At 69.9% G+C, this 18,640-nt stretch carries 17 protein-coding genes and 1 pseudogene; 3 read left to right on the top strand and 15 right to left on the bottom strand.

All coding sequences use genetic code 11. From position 1 onward, the window contains the following. The 11 genes and pseudogenes from AB0I22_RS06110 to AB0I22_RS06060 all read right to left on the bottom strand — a co-directional run. Positions 1-576, bottom strand: a pseudogene (locus AB0I22_RS06110) (Fe-S cluster assembly protein SufB); the annotation flags it as partial. A gap of 13 nt (positions 577-589) precedes the next feature. Further along, a complete protein-coding gene (locus tag AB0I22_RS06105) occupies positions 590-1,225 on the bottom strand; it encodes a NifU family protein (protein ID WP_363129442.1) in 636 nt (211 codons plus the stop codon). 31 nt (positions 1,226-1,256) lie between these two features. Beyond that, positions 1,257-1,631, bottom strand: a complete 375-nt coding sequence (locus AB0I22_RS06100) for an iron-sulfur cluster assembly accessory protein (protein ID WP_363129441.1) — start codon at positions 1,629-1,631, stop codon at positions 1,257-1,259. A gap of 16 nt (positions 1,632-1,647) precedes the next feature. Continuing rightward, positions 1,648-2,907 carry a 3-isopropylmalate dehydratase large subunit gene (locus AB0I22_RS06095; protein WP_363129440.1) on the bottom strand — a complete coding sequence of 420 codons (1,260 nt, stop codon included), beginning with the start codon at positions 2,905-2,907 and terminating at the stop codon, positions 1,648-1,650. Between the two features lie 41 nt (positions 2,908-2,948). After that, entirely contained in the window at positions 2,949-4,187 is a 1,239-nt protein-coding gene (locus tag AB0I22_RS06090) for a PLP-dependent aminotransferase family protein (protein ID WP_363129439.1), read from the bottom strand. Positions 4,188-4,360: 173 nt separating this feature from the next. Beyond that, positions 4,361-5,485, bottom strand: coding sequence for a radical SAM protein (locus AB0I22_RS06085; protein ID WP_363129438.1), 1,125 nt, complete (start codon positions 5,483-5,485; stop codon positions 4,361-4,363). 87 nt (positions 5,486-5,572) lie between these two features. Beyond that, positions 5,573-6,106 carry a 3-isopropylmalate dehydratase gene (locus AB0I22_RS06080; protein WP_363129437.1) on the bottom strand — a complete coding sequence of 178 codons (534 nt, stop codon included), beginning with the start codon at positions 6,104-6,106 and terminating at the stop codon, positions 5,573-5,575. Next, on the bottom strand, positions 6,106-7,395 hold the full coding sequence (locus tag AB0I22_RS06075; protein ID WP_363129436.1) for an aconitase/3-isopropylmalate dehydratase large subunit family protein: 1,290 nt from the start codon (positions 7,393-7,395) through the stop codon (positions 6,106-6,108). The genes AB0I22_RS06080 and AB0I22_RS06075 overlap by 1 nt, the downstream gene beginning before the upstream one ends. A gap of 40 nt (positions 7,396-7,435) precedes the next feature. Next, on the bottom strand, positions 7,436-7,909 hold the full coding sequence (gene leuD / locus AB0I22_RS06070) for a 3-isopropylmalate dehydratase small subunit (protein WP_363129435.1): 474 nt from the start codon (positions 7,907-7,909) through the stop codon (positions 7,436-7,438). A gap of 4 nt (positions 7,910-7,913) precedes the next feature. Further along, entirely contained in the window at positions 7,914-9,308 is a 1,395-nt protein-coding gene (locus AB0I22_RS06065; RefSeq protein WP_363129434.1) for a hypothetical protein, read from the bottom strand. Between the two features lie 33 nt (positions 9,309-9,341). After that, positions 9,342-10,286 carry a hypothetical protein gene (locus AB0I22_RS06060; protein ID WP_363129433.1) on the bottom strand — a complete coding sequence of 315 codons (945 nt, stop codon included), beginning with the start codon at positions 10,284-10,286 and terminating at the stop codon, positions 9,342-9,344. 729 nt (positions 10,287-11,015) lie between these two features. Here AB0I22_RS06060 and AB0I22_RS06055 point away from each other — a divergent pair. Then, positions 11,016-12,506, top strand: coding sequence for an MFS transporter (locus tag AB0I22_RS06055; RefSeq protein WP_363129432.1), 1,491 nt, complete (start codon positions 11,016-11,018; stop codon positions 12,504-12,506). 7 nt (positions 12,507-12,513) lie between these two features. Here the strand turns inward: AB0I22_RS06055 and AB0I22_RS06050 are convergent, their stop codons facing one another. Then, a complete protein-coding gene (locus tag AB0I22_RS06050) occupies positions 12,514-13,188 on the bottom strand; it encodes a helix-turn-helix domain-containing protein (protein ID WP_363129431.1) in 675 nt (224 codons plus the stop codon). Between the two features lie 190 nt (positions 13,189-13,378). Here AB0I22_RS06050 and AB0I22_RS06045 point away from each other — a divergent pair, with 190 nt between their 5' ends. Next, on the top strand, positions 13,379-14,899 hold the full coding sequence (locus AB0I22_RS06045; RefSeq protein WP_363129430.1) for an MFS transporter: 1,521 nt from the start codon (positions 13,379-13,381) through the stop codon (positions 14,897-14,899). A gap of 63 nt (positions 14,900-14,962) precedes the next feature. Here the strand turns inward: AB0I22_RS06045 and AB0I22_RS06040 are convergent, their stop codons facing one another. After that, on the bottom strand, positions 14,963-15,745 hold the full coding sequence (locus AB0I22_RS06040; RefSeq protein ID WP_363129429.1) for an SAM-dependent methyltransferase: 783 nt from the start codon (positions 15,743-15,745) through the stop codon (positions 14,963-14,965). A 269-nt stretch (positions 15,746-16,014) separates the two neighbouring features. Then, entirely contained in the window at positions 16,015-17,319 is a 1,305-nt protein-coding gene (gene thrS, locus AB0I22_RS06035) for a threonine--tRNA ligase (RefSeq protein ID WP_363129455.1), read from the bottom strand. A gap of 39 nt (positions 17,320-17,358) precedes the next feature. On the opposite strand from thrS, the gene AB0I22_RS06030 reads away from it, so the two are divergent. Continuing rightward, entirely contained in the window at positions 17,359-17,487 is a 129-nt protein-coding gene (locus AB0I22_RS06030) for a hypothetical protein (RefSeq protein WP_363129428.1), read from the top strand. A gap of 12 nt (positions 17,488-17,499) precedes the next feature. On the opposite strand, the gene AB0I22_RS06025 is transcribed toward AB0I22_RS06030, so the two are convergent. Further along, positions 17,500-18,564 (bottom strand): biotin/lipoate A/B protein ligase family protein, encoded by a 1,065-nt coding sequence (locus tag AB0I22_RS06025; protein WP_363129427.1) that lies wholly within the window; start codon positions 18,562-18,564, stop codon positions 17,500-17,502. Positions 18,565-18,640: the final 76 nt, after the last annotated feature.

Raw genomic sequence — 18,640 nt, 5'->3', positions numbered from 1 at the left:
CGAGCCGCCCGACCACACCGCCGTGTTCAGCGACGCGAACTTGTTGTCGCCGACCGGGATGACCGTGCCGAAGTACTCCTGGAAGATCTCCGGGTACTCCTTGAGCGCCGTGTCCGTGTCCAGGAACAGCACACCCTGCTCCTCCAGGTCCTCACGGATCTGGTGGTAGACGACCTCCGACTCGTACTGCGCGGCGACCCCGGCGACCAGACGCTGCTTCTCCGCCTCCGGGATGCCCAGCTTGTCGTAGGTGTTCTTGATGTCCTCGGGCAGGTCCTCCCAGGAAGCCGCCTGCTTCTCGGTGGACCGCACGAAATACTTGATGTTGTCGAAGTCGATGCCGGTGAGGTCCGAGCCCCACGTCGGCATGGGCTTCTTGCCGAACAGCTTCAGACCCTTGAGCCGGAGCTTGAGCATCCACTCCGGCTCGTTCTTCTTCGCCGAGATATCGCGGACGACCTCTTCGGACAGCCCGCGCTTGGCCGCGGCACCGGCCACATCGGAATCGGCCCAGCCGTACGAATACGTGCCCAGGCCTTCGAGGTCGGGGTGAGCGGTCTCCGTGGGGAGCGTCATCGGGGGGCTCCCTTCAGCGGAGGAACGGGTTGGCGCCGGCGGCGTGGTTGGTCACATCGACGATCTTGCGTATCTGGGGCATCGCGTCGACGATGAACCGCTCGATGCCGTCCGCCAGGGTCAGCGCGGCGCCGCTGCACCCCTGACAGCCGCCCAGCAGGCTGACATAGAGCACTCCGTCCTCGATCCGCTCCAGCTTGATGGCGCCGCTGTGCGAGGCGAGCGCCGGATTCACGGTTTCGGCGAAGAGCTTCTCGACGCGGGCCCGCAGCTCGTCGTCGTCGGCGGAGGCCGGGGCGCCGCCGGAGTCCGGCGCGGCTTCGGAGTCCGCGTTCGGGTTGCTGATCACCACCCCGAACTGCGGGTCCGCGTCCAGCGTGGCGCCCGCCAGCCGGCCGGCGTCGGCCTCGGCGACCACGACGGCGAACTCCTCGCAGTCCGTGGCCAGATCCCCGGGACGTACCTCCGCCGTGGTCCGCCAGGCGAACTCGTAGCGGAACTCGCCGCCGTCCTCGGACTCCACCGAGACGAACAGTGCGGGACGCTCCGACCCCGACTCGGGCTGCGCCAGCTCGCGCAGCGCCGCGCGTGCGGCGTCGGTCACGGTGATCGCGGTGCGGACCGCGGCTTGCTGTGCCGTGCTGCTCATGGTGTGCCTCCCAAGTTAGCGACGGAAAAGGTCAGTTGAAGCTGTTGCCGCAACCACAGGAGGAAGAGGCGTTGGGGTTGTCGAAGACGAAGCCGGACTCCATGAGCCCCTCCTCGTAGTCGAGGGTGGTGCCCTTCAGATACGGCATCGCCGTCTCGCTCACCACGATGCGGACGCCGTCGCGCTCGATGGTGGTGTCGCTCGCCGCGACCTCGTCCTCGACGTACATGGTGTACGAGAGCCCCGAGCAGCCACCGGGCTTCACCCCGATGCGCAGCGCCTTGTCCCGGGCGTCGGCTCCGAGGGACGCGGCGATCCTGCCGACGGCGGCGTCCGTCACCCGCAGTGCGTCCGCGCCGGTCCGCGAGGGGATGCGGACCGGGACCCGGTGTGTCGTCTCCGTCATGACTGCCTCCTTGAGTTCAGTTCAGATAGGTGCGGGGGTCGGTGATCCGGCCTTCGATCGCCGATGCCACGACGGTCGCGGGCGAGCCGAGGTAGATCTCGGCCTGCGAACTGCCCATCCGGCCGATGAAGTTGCGGTTGTTGCTGCTGATGATCCGTTCGCCGGCGTCCATCAGGCCGCCGCTGCGGCCGCAGCACAGGCTGCACCCCGGCTGGTTCACCACGGCCCCGGCGGCGATCAGCGTCTCGACGTAGCCGGCCGCCACCGCCGCCCGGAAGATCTCGCGGCTGGCGGGGACGACGTAGAAGCGCAGGCCCGGAGCGACCTTGCGGCCGGCGAGCATCCGGGCCGCGATCTCGAAGTCCTCCAGCCGCCCGTTGGTGCAGGAGCCGAGGAAGGCCTGCTGCACCTCCGTGCCCGCGGCCTCGCCGACCGGTTTGACGTTCTCGACCGTGCTGGGGCAGGCCACCACGGGGCCGAGGTCGGCGGCGCGGTAGTCGAGGACCCGTTCGTACACTGCGCCGGCGTCCGGTGCGAGACATTCCTTCCCGGTGATGTCGCCGTGCCGGGAGACGTACGCGAGGGTGGTGTCGTCCGCCGCGATCAGCCCCGTCTTCGCGCCGGCCTCGACGCTCATGTTGGACAGCGTCAGCCGGCTGTCCATGGTCATGGCGTCGATCGTGCCGCCGCCGAACTCCAGCGCCTTGTAGGTCGCCCCGTCGCCGCCGATGTCGGCGATGACCCGCAGGATGATGTCCTTGGAGTACACCCCGGGGCCCAGGTCGCCCTCGACGTTCACCCGGATCGTGGGGACCACCTTCAGCCAGGTGCGCCCCGTGCCGAGCACCGCGGCCATCTCGGTGTAGCCGACGCCCGTGGCCACGGCTCCGAGGCCGCCGTACATCACCGTATGCGAGTCGGTGCCCACCGACACGTCGCCCGGGGTGATGTACCCCTGCTCGCACATGATCTGGTGGCTGATGCCGTCGGACCGGTGCACGTTGGCGATGCCCTGTTCCTTGATGAACTCCTCGGTCACCCGGTGATAGGCGGAGTCCTCGGGAAAGCTGGTGGGGACGAGGTGGTCGTAGATGATGACCACCGAGTCGGGGTTCTTGAGCCGGGTGAACCCCATCTCCCGGAATTTGCGGATCACGAATGGCGTGAAGAAATCGTGGATCATCGCACGGTCGACATCGATCTCGACGATCTCGCCCACCGTTACGGGGCGCCCGACCTTCTGTGCAAGGATCTTCTCGTAAAGGGTTGCGGGCACTGTTTCTCTCTCACTTTCCGCGCGCACGATCGCGCGTCTGCCTACACCAGTCCGGCGAGCCGGCCGATTCCTTCTTCGATCTCCGTGGGTTCCAGGCGCGCGCAGCTCAGCCGCAGCTCGGCCCGTTTCCCGCCGTCCGGTTTCCCGCCCTCCGGCTGCACGCCTTCCGGCTCCCCGCCCCGGCGGAAGCGGGAGCCCGGCAGGAAGACGACGCCCGAGCGGGCCGCGGCCTTCAGCAGCTCCTCCGCGTCGGTCGCCGTGTCGAGGGTGACCCAGGTGAAGAAGCCGCCCCGGGCCGTCGTCCAGTGCGCCCGGCCGGCCAGATGGCGCTCCAGCGAGGCGAGCAGGGCGTCCCGGCGGGTGCGGTACCGGGCGCAGAGCCGGGGCAGCAGCCGGTGGTACGCGCCGCTGCGCAGCAGCTCACCCGCCACGGCGTGGGCCAGCGTGTTGGGGCATACGTCCGTGTTCTCCCGCAGCGCCAGCGCCTTGCCGATCACGTCGGCGGGCGCGGCGAGCACGCCGGTGCGCAGGCCGGGGGAGAGCCCCTTGGAGAAGCTGGTCACGTACGAGACCCGGTCGGGCGCCCACCGCTGGATCGGGGGCGCGGGCGGTTCGAAGGCGATGTCCCCGAAGACGTCGTCCTCGATGAGATGGCACGCGTGGCGCCGCATCAGGTCGGCGATGAGCGGGCGCTGCTCGGCCGGCAGGCTGATGCCGGTCGGGTTCTGGTGGTCGGTGATGAGGTAGCAGACCTTGGCCCGGGGGTCGCCGAGCGCGGCGTCCAGCCGGTCGAGGTCCAGGCCCCGTTCGTCGAGCGGGACCGTCACGATCTCGGCGCCCGCCGCCTCGAAGAGTTCGAGGGCCGCGAAGTAGGTGGGCGACGTGGTGACGACGACGTCGCCCGGGTCCACGTACAGCCGGGTCACGAGGTCGATCGCCTGCTGGGCGCCGCTGGTCAGCAGCATGGTCCGCGGCGAGGTGAGCACGCCGCGCCGCTCCAGGTGGCCGGCTACGGCCTCGCGCACCCACTCGGCCCCCTGCGCGGAGCCGTACTGGAGGGCCTGCGAGCCGTGCCGCGCCAGGACGTCGTCCAGCGCGTCCTGTACGTGCCACATCGGGAACAGCCGTTCGTCCGGGAACCCGCCGGCGAAGTTGACGGAACCGCCCGCGCCCCAGCGCAGGACGTCGCCCATGGTCGACTCGCCGAGCCGGCCGGCCACCGTGGACCAGGCGGCCGTCGGGCGGTCGTGCGGTGATAACAGTCCCTGTGCTGAATTCATAAGCCCTTGGAAACTCTCTGTGCGGCGGACGGTCCCGGCGGACGGACCCGGCAGGCGGTTCCGGCACGGACCCGGGAACGGACCCGGCGGACGGACCTGGTGAACGGGCCCGGGGGAGGGCGGGCCCGGGGGAGTGCGGGCGCCGGAGCACGCCCCGGCGCCCGCACGTCCGGTCAGCCGGTGCAGATCACTTCCTCCGCCTTCTGCTGCTCCTGCATCTTCTGCGTCAGCTGCACATACAGGCGGTCCTTGATCGGGCACGGGTTGTCCCAGTCCGTGCCCTTGACCTTCTCCTTCAGGAGCTGGGAGAGGGACTTCTCACGCACGTTGCCGAACGTGGCCTCGGTCGAGGTGTAGCACTCGACGTAGTAGCCCTCCTCCGTGATCACCGGACCGAGGTGCCAGGCCAGGCAGGTCATGCACTTGTCCCCGTCGAGCACGATGGGGGTGAGCGTCTCCCGCTTGTCGGTGTAGCTGTCGATCAGGGTGCGGACCGACTCGACCTCGGCCGGCGGGAACAGCTTGGTGGCCGCCTGATCGAGGGCGCCGCCGATCGGCGACGGCACCTTGCAGATGAACTGGGCGTTGTGGTCCCGAGCCCACTGCTTCATCGCCGGAACGCTGTCGACGTTCTCCTTGGTGGCGATGCCGGTGAAGGACATCCGGGTGTAGGTGCCGTCCGGCTGCTCCCAGGTGTCGCCGAAGCCGGCCTCCATCATCCGGTCGACGCCCGCCTCGAACTTCTCCCACGCGCCCCGTACGTTCACGATGCTCTCGTACAGCTTGGGGTCCAGGGTTTCCAGCTTGACGAGCAGGGAGGCGCCGGAGTCGCTGAGGAACTGGGTCAGCTCCCGGCCGTCGAGCCCGTGCAGGTGCTTGGAGACCCGGTCGTTGCCCATGATCGTGCCGTTGGTGACGATGACCGGCATGAGCTCGCGGGAGACGGCGTGCTTGACGATGTCGGTGAGCGCCGGGTCGTACGTGGGCTCACCGTCACCGCAGACGATCATGGTGCGGGCGCCGAGGTCGACTGCCTGGTCGATGAGGTCGCGGTACTCGTCGACGGTCAACTGACCCGGGTTGCGCTTCTTGTTGCCGAGTGCGTAGCAGTACCAACAGCGAATGTTGCACGCCGAGGTGGTGCTGACGCATATGGACAGGATGGCGTCGGGATTTCCGCTCTCGCGCACCTCCTTGAGGAGGTCGAGATCGTCGCGGTTGTAGTTGTCGATCCCGTGCAGAAGAAGGACGTCCTTCTTCGAGAACGTGTGGTCGTTGAAGAGATTGGCCGTTTGCACTGCTAGTTCCTCCATGGTTCCGGTCGGTTCCAATGGGGTTTCTCCGGCAACGCCGCACCGTTGCAGTCAGCACTGCGCGCGGTGGGGTCAGGAGGCGGTGCCGGAAGCCTCGGCGTTGACACGGCTCCAGTAGGCGACGAGGCCGCCCTCGGCCACCATGTTCATGAGCTCGTGCGGGATGCTCCCGAAGGGAACCTCGCGCCGAGGAGATCCCTCCTGCTCGTCGGCGACCTCGAACACGCACCGCTCCAGGTCGACGCCGACCCTCGATCCGGTGTCGACCAGCGGTGGCAGGTCCGACGACTCGATGACCAGCAGGCCGTTGTTGAGGGCGTTGCGGTAGAAGAGCCGGGAGAAGCTGACCGCGATCACGCAGCGGATTCCCAGCTCCTTGATGATCTCCGGCGCCTGCTCCCGCGACGAGCCGCTGCCGAAGTTGCGGCCCGCGACGATGACGTCCCCCGGCCGTACGAAATCGGCGAAGTCCGGCCAGATCGGGGAGAAGGCGTACCGGGCCATGTCCCGGACGCTCGGCAGGGTCATGTACTGGGTGGGGATGACGATGTCGGTGTCGATGTTGTCGCCGAGGCGGATGACCCGCGAGGCGTCCGCGCCGCTCATCAGACGAACTCCCGGGGGTCGGTGATGTAGCCCCCGACGCAGGTGGCGGCGACCGTGGCGGGCGAGGCCAGGAAGATCTCGCCCTTCTGGCTGCCGGACCGGCCGGGGAAGTTGCGGGTGCCGGTGGAGATCAGCACATCGCCTTCGCCGATGGCGCCCTGGTTGCCGAAGCAGACGGAGCAGTTCGAGTTGACGACCATCGCGCCGCTTTCGAGGAAGACGTCCATGAGGCCCTCCTTGAGAGCCTGCATGTAGACGCTCTTCGACGCCGGCGCGACGATGAGCTTGACCTCGGGCAGCACCTTGCGCCCGCGCAGCACCCCCGCCGCGATCCGCAGGTCCTCGATCCGGCCGCTGTTGCACGAGCCGAGGAACCCGGTGGTGACCGCCGTGCCTTCGTAGGCGGTGACGGGGGCGATGTTGTCGACGTTGTGCGGATAGGCGACGACCGGTTCCAGCGTGGACAGGTCGTAGGTGAGCCGGCGCTCGTAGACGCAGTCGGGGTCGGAGGCGAACAGCTCCCCGGTGTCCGCGTCGCTGCCGCGCTTCTCCCGCAGGTAGCGGAGGGTCTCCTCGTCGGGCTCCACGACGGAGGACTTGGCGCCGGCCTCGACGCCCATATTGACGAGGGTGGCCCGCTGCTCGGTGTTGAGCGCCTGGACGCCGGGTCCGCCCCACTCGATGGCCTTGTAGGTCGCGCCGTCCGCCCCGAGGTCGCCGATCATGTGCAGCACGACGTCCTTGGCGAACACGCCTTCGGGCAGGGCGCCTTCGACGTCGATGCGGATGGTGGGCGGCACCATGACCCAGGTCTGCCCGGTGACCATCGCGGCGACGAAGTCGGTGGAGCCGACCCCGGCGGCGAACGCTCCGACGGCCCCGGCGGTCAGGGTGTGCGAGTCCGCGCCGAAGACCACGTCGCCGGGTTTGGCGTACTCCTCCAGGATCAGCTGGTGGCAGACGCCCTCGCCGTCGTGGAGCGGGATGCCGTGCTCGCGGGCGAACGCCCGCATCTTGTTCTGGGTGGCCGTGGTGGTCGGGCTCTCCGACGGCACGTTGTGGTCGATCACGAACACGGTCCGCTCGGGCGCGTGGATACCGCGCTCCTTGAGGCGGGCGTTGAACATGTCGATGCTGATGTGCGTGGTGGCGTCGTTCGTCATGCACCACGACACATCGACCGTGAGGATCTCTCCTGGCCGCGCCTGCGGAACTCCCGCGGCGCGGGCGAGGAGCTTCTCGGTGATGGTCATGCCCAAGGCGATTCGGACCTTTCGCATAGTGCTCATGTGGGGAAGTCGGGGGAGGACGGAGGCGCTGTGCTGCGCGCTACGTCGTGGCGAGCAGGTGCTCGATGAGCCCGCCCGCGCGCACGATGTCGAGCACGTGGTCCGGGTAGCGGGGGAACGCGAATTCGGCCCCGGCGGTGGTGATCGTGCCCTTCTCCAGGTCCACCTCGATCGCCTCGCCCTCGACCGCGGCGGCGGACGCCTCGGCGGACATCACCACCGGCAGGCCGATGTTGATCGAGTTCCGGTAGAAGATCCGCGCGAAGGTGGGGGCGATGACCGCCGCCGCGCCCAGCGCCTTGATGACCCGGGGGGCCTGCTCGCGGGAGGAACCGCAGCCGAAGTTCTTGCCGGCCACGATGATGTCGCCGGGCGTGAATCCCCCCGCGAACTCGGGGCGCAGCCCCTCGAAGGTGTGGTCCTTCATGTCGTCGACGCCCGGCAGCAGCAGATACCGCGTCGCGATGATCTGATCGGTGTCCACATCGTCGCCGAACTTCCAGATTTTGCCCATGCTCTCACTTGCTCTCTTGTGATGCCGCGACCGTTACGTCGCGGAAGATCTGCAGCAGTTCCTCTTCCGGCACACCGAGGCCGGCCAGATGCGCGTAATACGCCTCCCGATAGGCCGCGAAGTCGGCTTCCGACGCACGGCGCTCGCGCCGGGACTTCACCTCGTCGAGCACCGCGTCGGCCACCTTGTCCAGGACGTCGGCGGGCATATCCGCCGAGAGCCCGTGTTCGTCCAGGGCGTGCAGGACGCCCGCCTTTCCGCTGTGCTTTCCGAGGACGAAGCGGTGCTCGCCGCCGACCACGTCCTGATCGATGGTCTGGTAGATCGCGGGGTGAATGGCGATGCCCGCGGTGTGCATTCCCGATTCGTGCGCGAAGACGTTGTGGCCGATGATCGGCTCGTGTGGCTGGATGGGAATTCCGGAGAACCGCTCGACCGCCCGCCGCAGATCCCACAGCCGGTCGTAGGCGAAGCCCGGCAGCTCGACGCCGTAGAGGTCCCGCAGCACCATGACGACCTGGTGGATGGAGGTGTTGCCGGCGCGTTCCCCGATGCCGCAGGCGGAAATGCTGGCGTGGGTCGCGCCGTGCCCCAGCGCCCGTACGGTGTTGATCGCGCCCAGCCCGAAGTCGTTGTGGAAGTGCGCGGTGACGGGGAAGCCGGGGAGCGCCCGCACCAGCGGCGGGATGTACGCGTCCACGGCCTCTGGGGTGAACACGCCGCAGGTGTCGGAGAAACACAGCCGGGTGCCGCCGGCGTCGCGGCAGGCCCTGGCCCATTCGAGGAGGTAGTCCGTGCTGGCGCGGCTGGCGTCCTCGCTGGCGAACTCCACGGTGCCGAAGCCGAGTTGGGCGGCGTAGGCCAGGTGGTCGGCGATGAGGTCGAGGTTCGCCCGCCGGTACCATTCGACGGGCCGGCTGAGCCAGTCGTCCTCGGGTGCGCCCTTGTACTTCAGCAGGGTGCGCCCCAGCTTGTACTTCAGGTGCAGGTCGGAGGCGGTGGAGAGGACCAGCACGCCCACCGAGCCGAGGTCCGCGCCCGCCTGGCGGGCCGTCTCCGCCGCGACGGAGATGTCGTGCCGGGAGGCCCGCGCGATCGTCATGATCTCCAGGTCGGCGCGGAGCCGCCCGCTGTGCCGGGCCGCCAGGATGCGGCGCAGGGCCTCGCGGTCGGACTCGCTCGACGCGGGGAAGGCGGCCATGAGGACGTCCACGCCCATGTCGCTGAGCAGTCCGGCGAGTTCGAGCTTCTGGTCGGGGCTGAAGGCGACGCCCGGCATCTGCTCGCCGTCACGGAGTGTCTCGTCGTAGATGTGGATGCGCTGCGGGAAGTTCTTGCCCTGAGTGAACTCGACGGGCTGCCGTACCAGGTGGTGGAGGGGTTCCCTCAACTCGATCATGCTGTGTCCTCCGCTCGTCGCTGTCGAGGCTGTTCACGCACTTCGGCCGGGTCCGCGGGACCGGCCGAGAAGCCAGACCGTCCGCGGGAACGAGTCGTTGTTGTCGATGACCCCCGGCGGGTAGTCCAGCCTTTTGAGCACGGTCAGGCCCGCGTGGCCGTACCAGCGCTCCCACAGCCCGGCCGGGACGATGCTGTTCTTGTACGGGGTCGAGTCCAGCTCGCGCAGGGCGCTGAGCCCCGGCCGGTCCGCCGCCTCGACGGTGGGTTCCATGACGAGGGCGACCCCGCCCGTGCGCAGCGCGCGGACGGCCGACCACAGCAGCCACTGCGGCTGCCGCATGTGGTGCAGTGCGTCCTTGAGTATCAGCAGGTCGAGGTCGTCGCCCAGCGGCCGGTAGGCCTCCAGCGGGGTGATCCGCCGCTGGCGCAGTCCGTGCGGGCGGCGGCTCGGCGCGGTGTCGATGTCGATGTCGATGTCGACGCACAGCGCCCGCGCGGCGGTCTCCCGCACCAGGGTGCCCTCGAACTCGCCGAGGCCCGCGCCGATGCTGACGACGCCGGGGCGCTTGGGCAGCAGCGACCGGAGGAGCTCGCCGAACCGTAACCAGCAGGCCAGTGCGGTCTGCCGGGCGCGCAGCAGGGCCAGTTCCGCGAGGACGAGCCGCACGCCGCCGGCCGGCGGTCCCGCCAGGCGGGCCATGGCGTCGAGCTCCTGGGTGAGCACTTCCTCCTGGACCGCCCGGTACCCGGCGTCGACGGAGCCGTGCAAGTACGCGCCGACGCACGGGGCTTGGTTCGCCGCGCGGAGTTCCTCCAGCAGCGGCCGCAGGCGGATGGCCGACGGCGCGGTGCCGGGGACCAGTGCGGCCAGCCGGGGGCTTCCGGTGTGCCGTACGACGTCCAGCAGGAGGCCGGACATCCGGCGGGCGACGGCGTTACCGCTCCCGGCTCGGACGCCGAATTCCCAGGGACGCACTCCGCCGGCTTTCAGAACGGATCGGATTTGCGCTATGTCGCACAAAATTCGCCAGCGAGCGGCAGAATCGTTCAGAGTGGATGCGAGTCGCGTCGTGAGAGTGGAGTACTGCTCCTGCAATGCGCTCGCGGGAAGCGGTCCTGCGGTCCGTCCTCCCGGTGGGCGCGGCAGGGGCGCCGGACGCCAACCGGAGCTGCGACAGTCGCCGACGTCCGCCTCCGCCATCGTGGCACTGGCCGACAAGATCCCTCCCCGTTCGGTCACTTGGCACTTGAAGGGCACCACTCGGCGGCCGGTGAAGACTGCTCGCGTCGCCCGGAACGAGCACATGCCCGTAGTCCTGCGGGCACGTGCGGAAGATGGCCTTCCCCCAAGCCGTCGGGGTCCGCCGGAACGAGAGATTAAGCGTTAGGTGTTACGTAGGTCTACATCGTGGATGAATACATCTCAATTATTGAGACATGTGGGAGGGATTCCCGAAATCCCGAAGGTCCGTTCGGGAGATGTTCGCCCGCTCCGACGTTCCGTTTGCCGCACGGTGCCGCACGGTGCCGCACGGTGCCGCACGGTGCCGCACGGTGCCGCACGGTGCGGCATCGCGGACGGCGGACGACCGGATCGCGGACAAAGGCCCCACGCACGACGCGCGGTCGACTAAGATCGCGCCCTGTCCCCAAGCCGCAACGGTCCGCCTCGCCCTGACACTTCACTCACGCGAGGCAGCCCTTCATGCAGACTCCAGCCGCACCCCCGTCGGTCGAGGCGACCGGCCATCCCCGCCGCGGACTCGTACTCACCACCATGTGCGCCGCGGTGATCCTCGTGGTGGCGATGGTCTCGGCGGTCAACCTGGCCGTACCGAAGCTCGCCGACAGCGACCTTCACCCCTCGCCCACCCAACTGCTGTGGTTCGTCGACGCGTACGTCATCGTCTTCGCCTGCCTGCTCATCCCCGCCGGCGTCGTCGGCGACCGCTGGGGCCGCAAGCGCGCGCTGCTGTGGGGACTCGGCGTCTTCGCCGTCGGCTGCCTGATCTGCGCCCTGGCGAACGGCATCCCGGTGCTGCTCGCCGGACGCATCATCACCGGAGCGGGCGCGGCCCTCGTCATGCCCGCCACGCTGTCGCTGGCCCTGATCGCCTTCCCGCCCGCGGAGCGCCCCCAGGCCATCGCCACCTGGACCGGGGCGTCCGGCATCGGCGGCGTCGTCGGCTATCTCGTCGGCGGCGGACTGCTCCAATTCCTGCCCTGGCAGGGCCTGTTCGCCGCCATGGTCCCGGTGACGGCGGCCGTCATGTACGCCGTCCGGTTCGCCCCCGCCGCCCCGCGCAACGACACCCCGCTGGACCCGGCCGGCACCGGACTCCTGGTCCTCGGCTTCGTGGCCCTGCTGTACGGCATCATCGAGGGCCCGGCCACCGGCTGGTCGTCGGCCCCCATCGTGAGCGCGTTCGTCCTGGGGCTGCTCGTCCTCACCGGCTTCGCCCTCCAGCAGGCGCGCAGCCGACAGCCCATGCTCGAACCCCAGTTGTTCCGCACACCGCGGCTGCGGGCCGGCGCGCTCGGCGTGACGGCCGCGTTCTTCGCGATGTTCGCGCTCTTCTTCACCAACGCCCAGTACCTGCAGTACGTCAAGGGCATGAGCCCGCTCACCGCCGGCGTGGCGTTCCTGCCGCTGGCGGTGTGCATGATGCTGGTCTCCCGGCGCGCCTCGCGGCTGACCGCCCGGTTCGGCGCGCGCCCGGTGATGGCCGTCGGGATGCTGCTCATCGCGGCGTCCCTGCTGTGCGTCTCATGGTCCGACGCCGGGACCCCGTACGCGCTGTACGCGGTCTACCTGGTGGCCGCGGGGGGCGGCATGGGCCTCACGCTACCGCCGCTGACCATGGGGATCATGGGCGCCGTGCCGTCGCATCGCGCGGGCCTCGGGTCGGGGCTGAACAGCGCCGCGCGCGAGATCGGCAGCGCCCTGGGAGTGGCCGTCATCGGCACCGTCACCACCAGCCGGTTCGCCGCCGCCGCGGACCCCGCGACGGGCGCCGGGCACCACTCGGCCTCCGGCATCCTGGCCGCGGCCGCCCGGCTCGGGGCCGGGGAGCACGCGCGGGCGGTCACCGCCTTCAGCGACGCGGCGGGCACCGGGTACCGGGTCGTCGCCGCGACCCTGGTGATCGCGGCGCTCTTCGTCCTGCGGTGGCACCGAGCCCCGGAGTCCGGCTGACGTGCCGTCACCCCGGCCAGGTGCCCCGCACTTCGTCCTCCAGTGACTTGGCGGCCTTCCGCAGCTCCGTCCGCAGCCGGGCCGCATCCTTGCGCAGCCTCGCCGGCCCCGACAGGCTCAGCGCGGCGACCACCCTGTGCGAGGTCGCGCGGACCGGTACCGACAGTACGGTGCGCGAGTCCGCCGCCTCGGTCAGGGCCCAGCCCCGGCTCCGTACCTGCCGCAACGTCTCTCCCAGCCCGCTCGCCGAATCCAGCCGGTCGTCCCAGGCCGTCAGGATCTGACTGGTCGCGTCCCCGCAGAGCGGGGCGACCGCCCCGGTCTCCACCACGTCCCGCAGCCCGTCCAGCGGGCTGGCCGCGGCCAGGCACTCGACGCTGTCGCCGCGGCGCTGATAGATCTGAACGCTCAACCTGGTGCTCTCGCAGAGCAGTTCGACGACTCCGGGCGCGACCCGCGCGAGGGCCCCGCCGTGCGCGATGGCCCCGAGCTGGTGCACCCGCGAGCCGACGACGAGCCCCAGCTCCTCGACCTCGTCGACCAGTCTGTGCGCTCTCAGCGAGCGCAGTAAGCGGTGCGCTGTCGAACGCGGCACCCCAGTGGCCGCGGCGATACCGGACGCATGGCGCTCCCCCTCGGCTACGGCTGCCAGCACAGCGACGGCCCGGTCCAAGGCCTTCATGTCCACTCCTCCAACGCCTTTGTTCGATGAGTCGGCGAGGTGCCGGCGTGACACGGGTTCCGGTACGGCGCCGAGGCACAGTACATACATCCAATGACCAATCTGCAAGATGAAAAATCCCAGGATTTGGACATTCGGTACCGGGGGCCGCGCCCCGCGCCCCCTGCCGCCCACCGCGAAGGAGCGCGCCATGGCTCAGGAATCCGCCCCTCCGGGCCTGTCCGCCGATGTGGCGGCCCGCCTGGACCGACTCCCCGTCACCCGGCGGCACCGCTCGCTGGTGATCACCATCGGGATGGGTCTCTTCTTCGACATGTACGAGATCTTCATGTCGGGCGTGCTGGGCCCGGTCCTGTCCGACCGGTTCGAGCTGGGCGCCACCGCTACCTCGGCCGTGCTCGCCTCCGCCTTCGTCGGCATGTTCCTCGGCGTCGTGACCATGGGACGACTGGCCGACCGGTACGGACGACGGCGGTTCCTCATCGCCTCGGTGGCGCTCTACACACTCTTCTCCGCCGTGGGCGCACTGAGCGCCAACGCCCCGATGCTCATCGCCGCACGCTTCCTCGCCGGTATCGGAATCGGCCCGCAACTGCCGCTTGCCGACGCCTATTTGAGCGACCTGCTGCCCGCGCGCGTACGGGGCCGCTACACCGCCTGGGCGTACACCATCGCGTTCTTCGGCGTACCGACGGTCGGTTTGCTCGCGCACTGGCTGGTGCGCCTGAGCCCCCTGGGCGTGGCCGGGTGGCGCTGGCTGTTCCTCATCGGCACGCTCGGCGGCGTCGCCGCGCTGCTGCGCTACCGCCGCCTGGTGGAGTCGCCCCGGTGGCTCGACTCGGTGGGCCGTACCGCCGAGGCCGAACGGATCGTGGCGGATCTGGAGGCGGGCACCCCGTATGCCTCCGCCAAGCCGGTCTCGGTAGCTGTTGGCCCATCAGCTCGCCTGTCTGTAAAGGCTGTTCGCGCGAGAACCTCACGCCGGATGCCTCTCGTCTACCGGCGCCGGGCGGCGATGATGGCCGTCTTCCACCTCCTGCAGAGCGTGGGCTTCTACGGGTTCGGCACCATGGCCCCGCTGGTCCTCGACGCCAAAGGGTTCTCCATCGTCCACTCGCTGCTGTTCAGCGCGCTGACCTACTTCGGATACCCGCTTGGCTCGCTGATCTCCCTGCCCGTGATCGAGCGCTTCGAGCGGAAGCACCTGATCGTCGCTGCCGCCTTGGCCATGGCCGCGTTCGGCGTCGCCTTCGGGCAGGCCACGGACGAGATCGCCATCGTCGTCGCGGGGGTGGGATACACGGCGGTCAGCAACGTCTTCTCCAACGCCTACCACGTCTATCAGGCCGAGATCTTCCCCACCGAGCTGCGCGCCACCGCGACCAGCTGGACGTACGCGATGTCGCGCGTCTCGACCGCCGCCATGCCCTTCGCCCTGGTGCCGGTCCTGCACGCGTTCGGCGCGGCGAGACTCTTCGCCGCGGTGGCGGCCGTGATGACGGTCATCGCCCTGGAGATCGGCCTGCTGGGACCGACGGCGAACGGGCGCTCAGCGTATGAACGCTCGGTGGAGGGGCGTCGGGAGGAGGGCCGTCGGGCGGAGGGGCACCTGATGAGGAGGCGCCTGGCTACGAGGCATCGGGCGAAGGGGCGTCTGGCGAAGGGGAACCCGGAGAAGGGGCGTCCGGCGGAGGGGGCGGACGCGACCTGACGCCAGGCCCTGCCGCCGCTCAGCAGTAGCTCAGCAGTAGCTCAGCAGTAGCTCAGCAGCAGGTCAGTAGTAGTTCCGCATGAGCTCCGTCGCCCACTGCGGCTGCTGAGCGGCGCCACGCGGCCCGTACTCCGCCATGTACGGCTTGATGTCCAGTACGGGGGTTCCGTCGACGGCGTCGAGCCCCTCCACGCGCAGCTCGTACCCGTCCACCCCGACCAGCCGGCAGCGCGAGACGCCGATCCGGTTGGGGCGGTTCTTGCCGCGCTGCGCGAAGATGCCCACCAGCGGCCACTCTTTGTTCCCGCGCGGATGGCGGGCGCTCTTCTCGATCTTCTCGACCGGCACCCGGTCGAAGTGGAAGACGACCTCCAGATGGGAGAAGGCCGCGATCCCGGCCAGCGCCTCCGCCGGGAACTGTCCGGCGTCCAGGCGGATCACCGAGGAAACCTTCGCCCAGTCGTCGTCGCGTACCTCGTCCCGGCCCCCGACGACCGTGGCGATGGGGCGCGAGACGACGAGTGAAGGTTCCAACACCTGTGGTTCTAGGGCCAGTTGAATATCGATCCCCTCCACTCCGAGCGCTCGCCCCAACTCCTCGCCCAGCAGCTTGGGGAGACGTGCCTGGCGGTCGGCATCCGGGAAGTCCGCCTCGTCGACCGTCAGCAGGCAGGCGACGTTCACGGCGGGGCCGGGCCCGCCCTCGGCATCGGTGACCCACTGCCGCCAGGTCACGCCGCAGCTCCCCTCGGGCAGCCCCAAGGCACGTTCGACCACCGGTCCGACGCCGGTGAGGCGCTCCGTCCCAGGGGCCGCGGCCTTCGACAACAGCGTGAGCACCGCCATATTCCGACTCCTTCAGCGTCGATGGAACTGACTGGCCATCATCCAGTTGATCATTATCACGAACGCCGGTGCCGGGAAGGCCGCTTCGAGTGATTCACTCCGTGGCCGGGCCGGGCCGGGCCGGGCCGGGCCCGGCAGATCTCCCGCGAGCGGGTGTGCGCGCACCAGCGCGCGGAGCCTGCGATCCCGTTCGCCCGCCCGCCCGCCTGCCCGCCTGCCCGCCTGCCCGCCCGCCCCGGCGGGCAGGCGACGGTCCGGTCCGGGCCGCGCTATGCGGCGGCCCGGTCCCACACCTCGGTGCTCCGCGCCTCGACGACTGCGCCGAGCCGGGCGAGAACGTCCCCGCTCGGCAGCGGCTCCAGCCGTCGTCCGTCTCGCAGCCGCAGCGCGATCCGGTCGTCGGCGGCCTCCTTGGCGCCGATGACGGCCTGATAGGGGACGAGGCGCGCCTCCCGGATACGGGCGCCGAGGGTGCCGCCCTCCGGGCCGCGAACTTCGGCGCGCAGCCCCAGTTCGGCGCAGCGCCGGGCGACGGCATCGGCGTTCGGCAGCTCCGCGTCGGAGACCGGGAGGATCGCCACCTGGGTGGGGGCGAGCCAGGCGGGGAAGGCGCCGCCGTGCTCCTCGATGAGGTGGGCGACGGCCCGCTCCACGCTGCCGATGATGCTGCGGTGGATCATGACCGGCCGGTGTTTCGCGCCGTCCGCCCCGATGTAGTGCAGGCCGAACCGTTCGGGCTGGTGGAAGTCGACCTGGACGGTGGACAGGGTGGACTCCCGGCCCGCGCCGTCGGCGACCTGGACGTCGATCTTGGGCCCGTAGAACGCGGCTTCCCCCTCGGCCGCCTCGTAGGGGAGCCCCGAGCGGTCGAGCACCTCGGTCAGCAGGGCGGTGGACCGTTCCCAATTCTCGGGCGCGGATGCGTACTTGCCGCCGGGGCCGGGGAGGGAGAGGCGGTAGCGGGCCGGGGCGATGCCGAGCGCCTCGTACGCGCGGCGGATCATCTCCAGCGCGCTCCGCGCCTCCTCGGCGACCTGGTCCAGGGTGCAGAAGATATGGGCGTCGTTGAGCTGGATGGCGCGGACCCGGGTGAGCCCGCCGAGGACGCCGGAGAGTTCCGAGCGGTACATGCCGCCGAGTTCGGCCATGCGCAGCGGAAGTTCGCGGTAACTGTGCGCCCGTGAGCGGTAGATGACCGCGTGGTGCGGGCACAGGCTCGGCCGCAGGACGACCTGCTCACCGCCCAGCTCCATGGGCGGGAACATGTCGTTGCTGTAGTGTTCCCAGTGCCCGGAGATCTCGTACAGCTCCCGCTTGCCGAGCACCGGCGAGTAGACGTGTCGGTACCCAGCGCGCCGCTCGGCGGAACGGATGTACTCCTCCAAGGCGTGCCGGACGGTCGCGCCATCGGGCAGCCAGTACGGAAGTCCCGCGCCGATGAGCGGGTCGGTGTCGAACAGGCCGAGTTCGCGGCCGAGCCGGCGGTGGTCGTGCATGGGGGTCTCCTCGCGTTGGCCGGGCGAGTGACCGCAAGACGAAGCCCCGGGGTACTCGCCCCGGGGCTTCGGACTCAGAACATCTGTCAGCGCGCCAGGACACTCTCCGTCGTCGTCATGCTTATCGCAGCGCGCTTCATGCCGGGCACGCTAACAGGCCGCGGCAGCGTGCGCACCGGATATTCCGGCGCGGCGATCAGCCCGTCCCGCACCGCCGCCCCCTCGCTCGCCGACGAAGGGGCGTGATTCCACGGCCTGTTACGGCACGCGCGCCGTCCACTCCTCGGTGCCGAACTTCGTGCGCGCCAGCTCCTGAGCCCGCGTCAGTTCGGCGTCGCTCACCTTCCCCTCCGCCAGCCCGTAGCGGTTGCGGAAGGAGTCGATCATCCTGTCGATGACGGTCTCACGGGGGAGCCCGGTCTGCCGGCGCAGCGGGTCGACGCGCTTCTTGGCGCTCTTGGTGCCCTTGTCGGAGAGCTTCTCCTTGCCGATGCGCAGCACCTCCAGCATCTTGTCGGCGTCGATGTCGTAGGACATCGTCACGTGGTGCAGGACCGCGCCCGCGCCGCCGTTCGGACCGACCATCCGCTTCTGCGCGGCCCCCGCCACCTTGCCGGCCTCCGTCGCGATGTCGTTGAGGGGCTGATACCACGCCTTGATGCCCATGTCGCCCAGGGCGGCGAGCACCCAGTCGTCGAGGTAGGCGTAGCTGTCGGCGAAGGAGAGGCCGGACACGAGCGAATCCGGTACGGAGAGGGAGTACGTGATGGTGCTCCGGGGCTCCACGAACATCGCTCCGCCGCCGGAGATCCGCCGCACCACGCCGACGCCGTGCCGTGCCGCCCCGTCGAGGTCGACCTCGTTGCGCAGCGACTGGAAGCTGCCGATGATCACGGACGGCGAGGCCCACTCCCAGACCCGCAGCGTCGGCGGCCGCCGCCCGGCCGCCACCTCCTCCGTGATCACCTGGTCCAGCGCCATGTGCAGGGCGGGCGACTGCGGCGCCTCGTGGATGAGCTGCCAGTCGTAGTCGCTCCACTCCGTGGCATGCGCGAGAGCCCGGCGCACGGCGATGGCCACGCCCTCCGCCGTCAGACCGAACATCACGGTCGACTCGGGCAGGGCGGCGGTGATCCGGGCGGCGAGCCCCGCCGTCTCCATGGAGGCCGGCGCGCCCTCCAGCGCGGAGTCGATGGCGGCCAGCGCCTCGTCGGGTTCGAGGAAGAAGTCCCCGGCCACCCGCACCTGGCGCAGCAGCCCGTCCTCGACCTCCAGATCCACGACGACGAGCTTTCCACCGGGGACCTTGTACTCACCGTGCACCGCGTATTCCTCCGCCTCTTCCGGGACCGGCTCTCGAACATCTGCCGATTCGCCGCCCACGTTACTGGGGTTTCCG

This window comes from Streptomyces sp. NPDC050610 (assembly GCF_040654875.1).
Taxonomy (GTDB): domain Bacteria; phylum Actinomycetota; class Actinomycetes; order Streptomycetales; family Streptomycetaceae; genus Streptomyces.
Note: the sequence above shows the minus strand (reverse complement) of the source record. Positions and strands in the feature narration are given on the sequence as shown.

Bases quoted from the DNA above. Each gene is read 5' to 3' on its own strand.
- AB0I22_RS06075 (WP_363129436.1), bottom strand. From the start codon at position 7,395: ATGAGCACTATGCGAAAGGTCCGAATCGCCTTGGGCATGACCATCACC.
- AB0I22_RS06030 (WP_363129428.1), top strand. From the start codon at position 17,359: ATGCTTATCGCAGCGCGCTTCATGCCGGGCACGCTAACAGGCCGCGGC.
- AB0I22_RS06050 (WP_363129431.1), bottom strand. From the start codon at position 13,188: ATGAAGGCCTTGGACCGGGCCGTCGCTGTGCTGGCAGCCGTAGCCGAG.
- AB0I22_RS06065 (WP_363129434.1), bottom strand. From the start codon at position 9,308: ATGATCGAGTTGAGGGAACCCCTCCACCACCTGGTACGGCAGCCCGTC.
- leuD (WP_363129435.1), bottom strand. From the start codon at position 7,909: ATGGGCAAAATCTGGAAGTTCGGCGACGATGTGGACACCGATCAGATC.
- AB0I22_RS06040 (WP_363129429.1), bottom strand. From the start codon at position 15,745: ATGGCGGTGCTCACGCTGTTGTCGAAGGCCGCGGCCCCTGGGACGGAG.
- AB0I22_RS06105 (WP_363129442.1), bottom strand. From the start codon at position 1,225: ATGAGCAGCACGGCACAGCAAGCCGCGGTCCGCACCGCGATCACCGTG.
- AB0I22_RS06080 (WP_363129437.1), bottom strand. From the start codon at position 6,106: ATGAGCGGCGCGGACGCCTCGCGGGTCATCCGCCTCGGCGACAACATC.
- AB0I22_RS06100 (WP_363129441.1), bottom strand. From the start codon at position 1,631: ATGACGGAGACGACACACCGGGTCCCGGTCCGCATCCCCTCGCGGACC.
- AB0I22_RS06055 (WP_363129432.1), top strand. From the start codon at position 11,016: ATGCAGACTCCAGCCGCACCCCCGTCGGTCGAGGCGACCGGCCATCCC.
- AB0I22_RS06045 (WP_363129430.1), top strand. From the start codon at position 13,379: ATGGCTCAGGAATCCGCCCCTCCGGGCCTGTCCGCCGATGTGGCGGCC.
- AB0I22_RS06090 (WP_363129439.1), bottom strand. From the start codon at position 4,187: ATGAATTCAGCACAGGGACTGTTATCACCGCACGACCGCCCGACGGCC.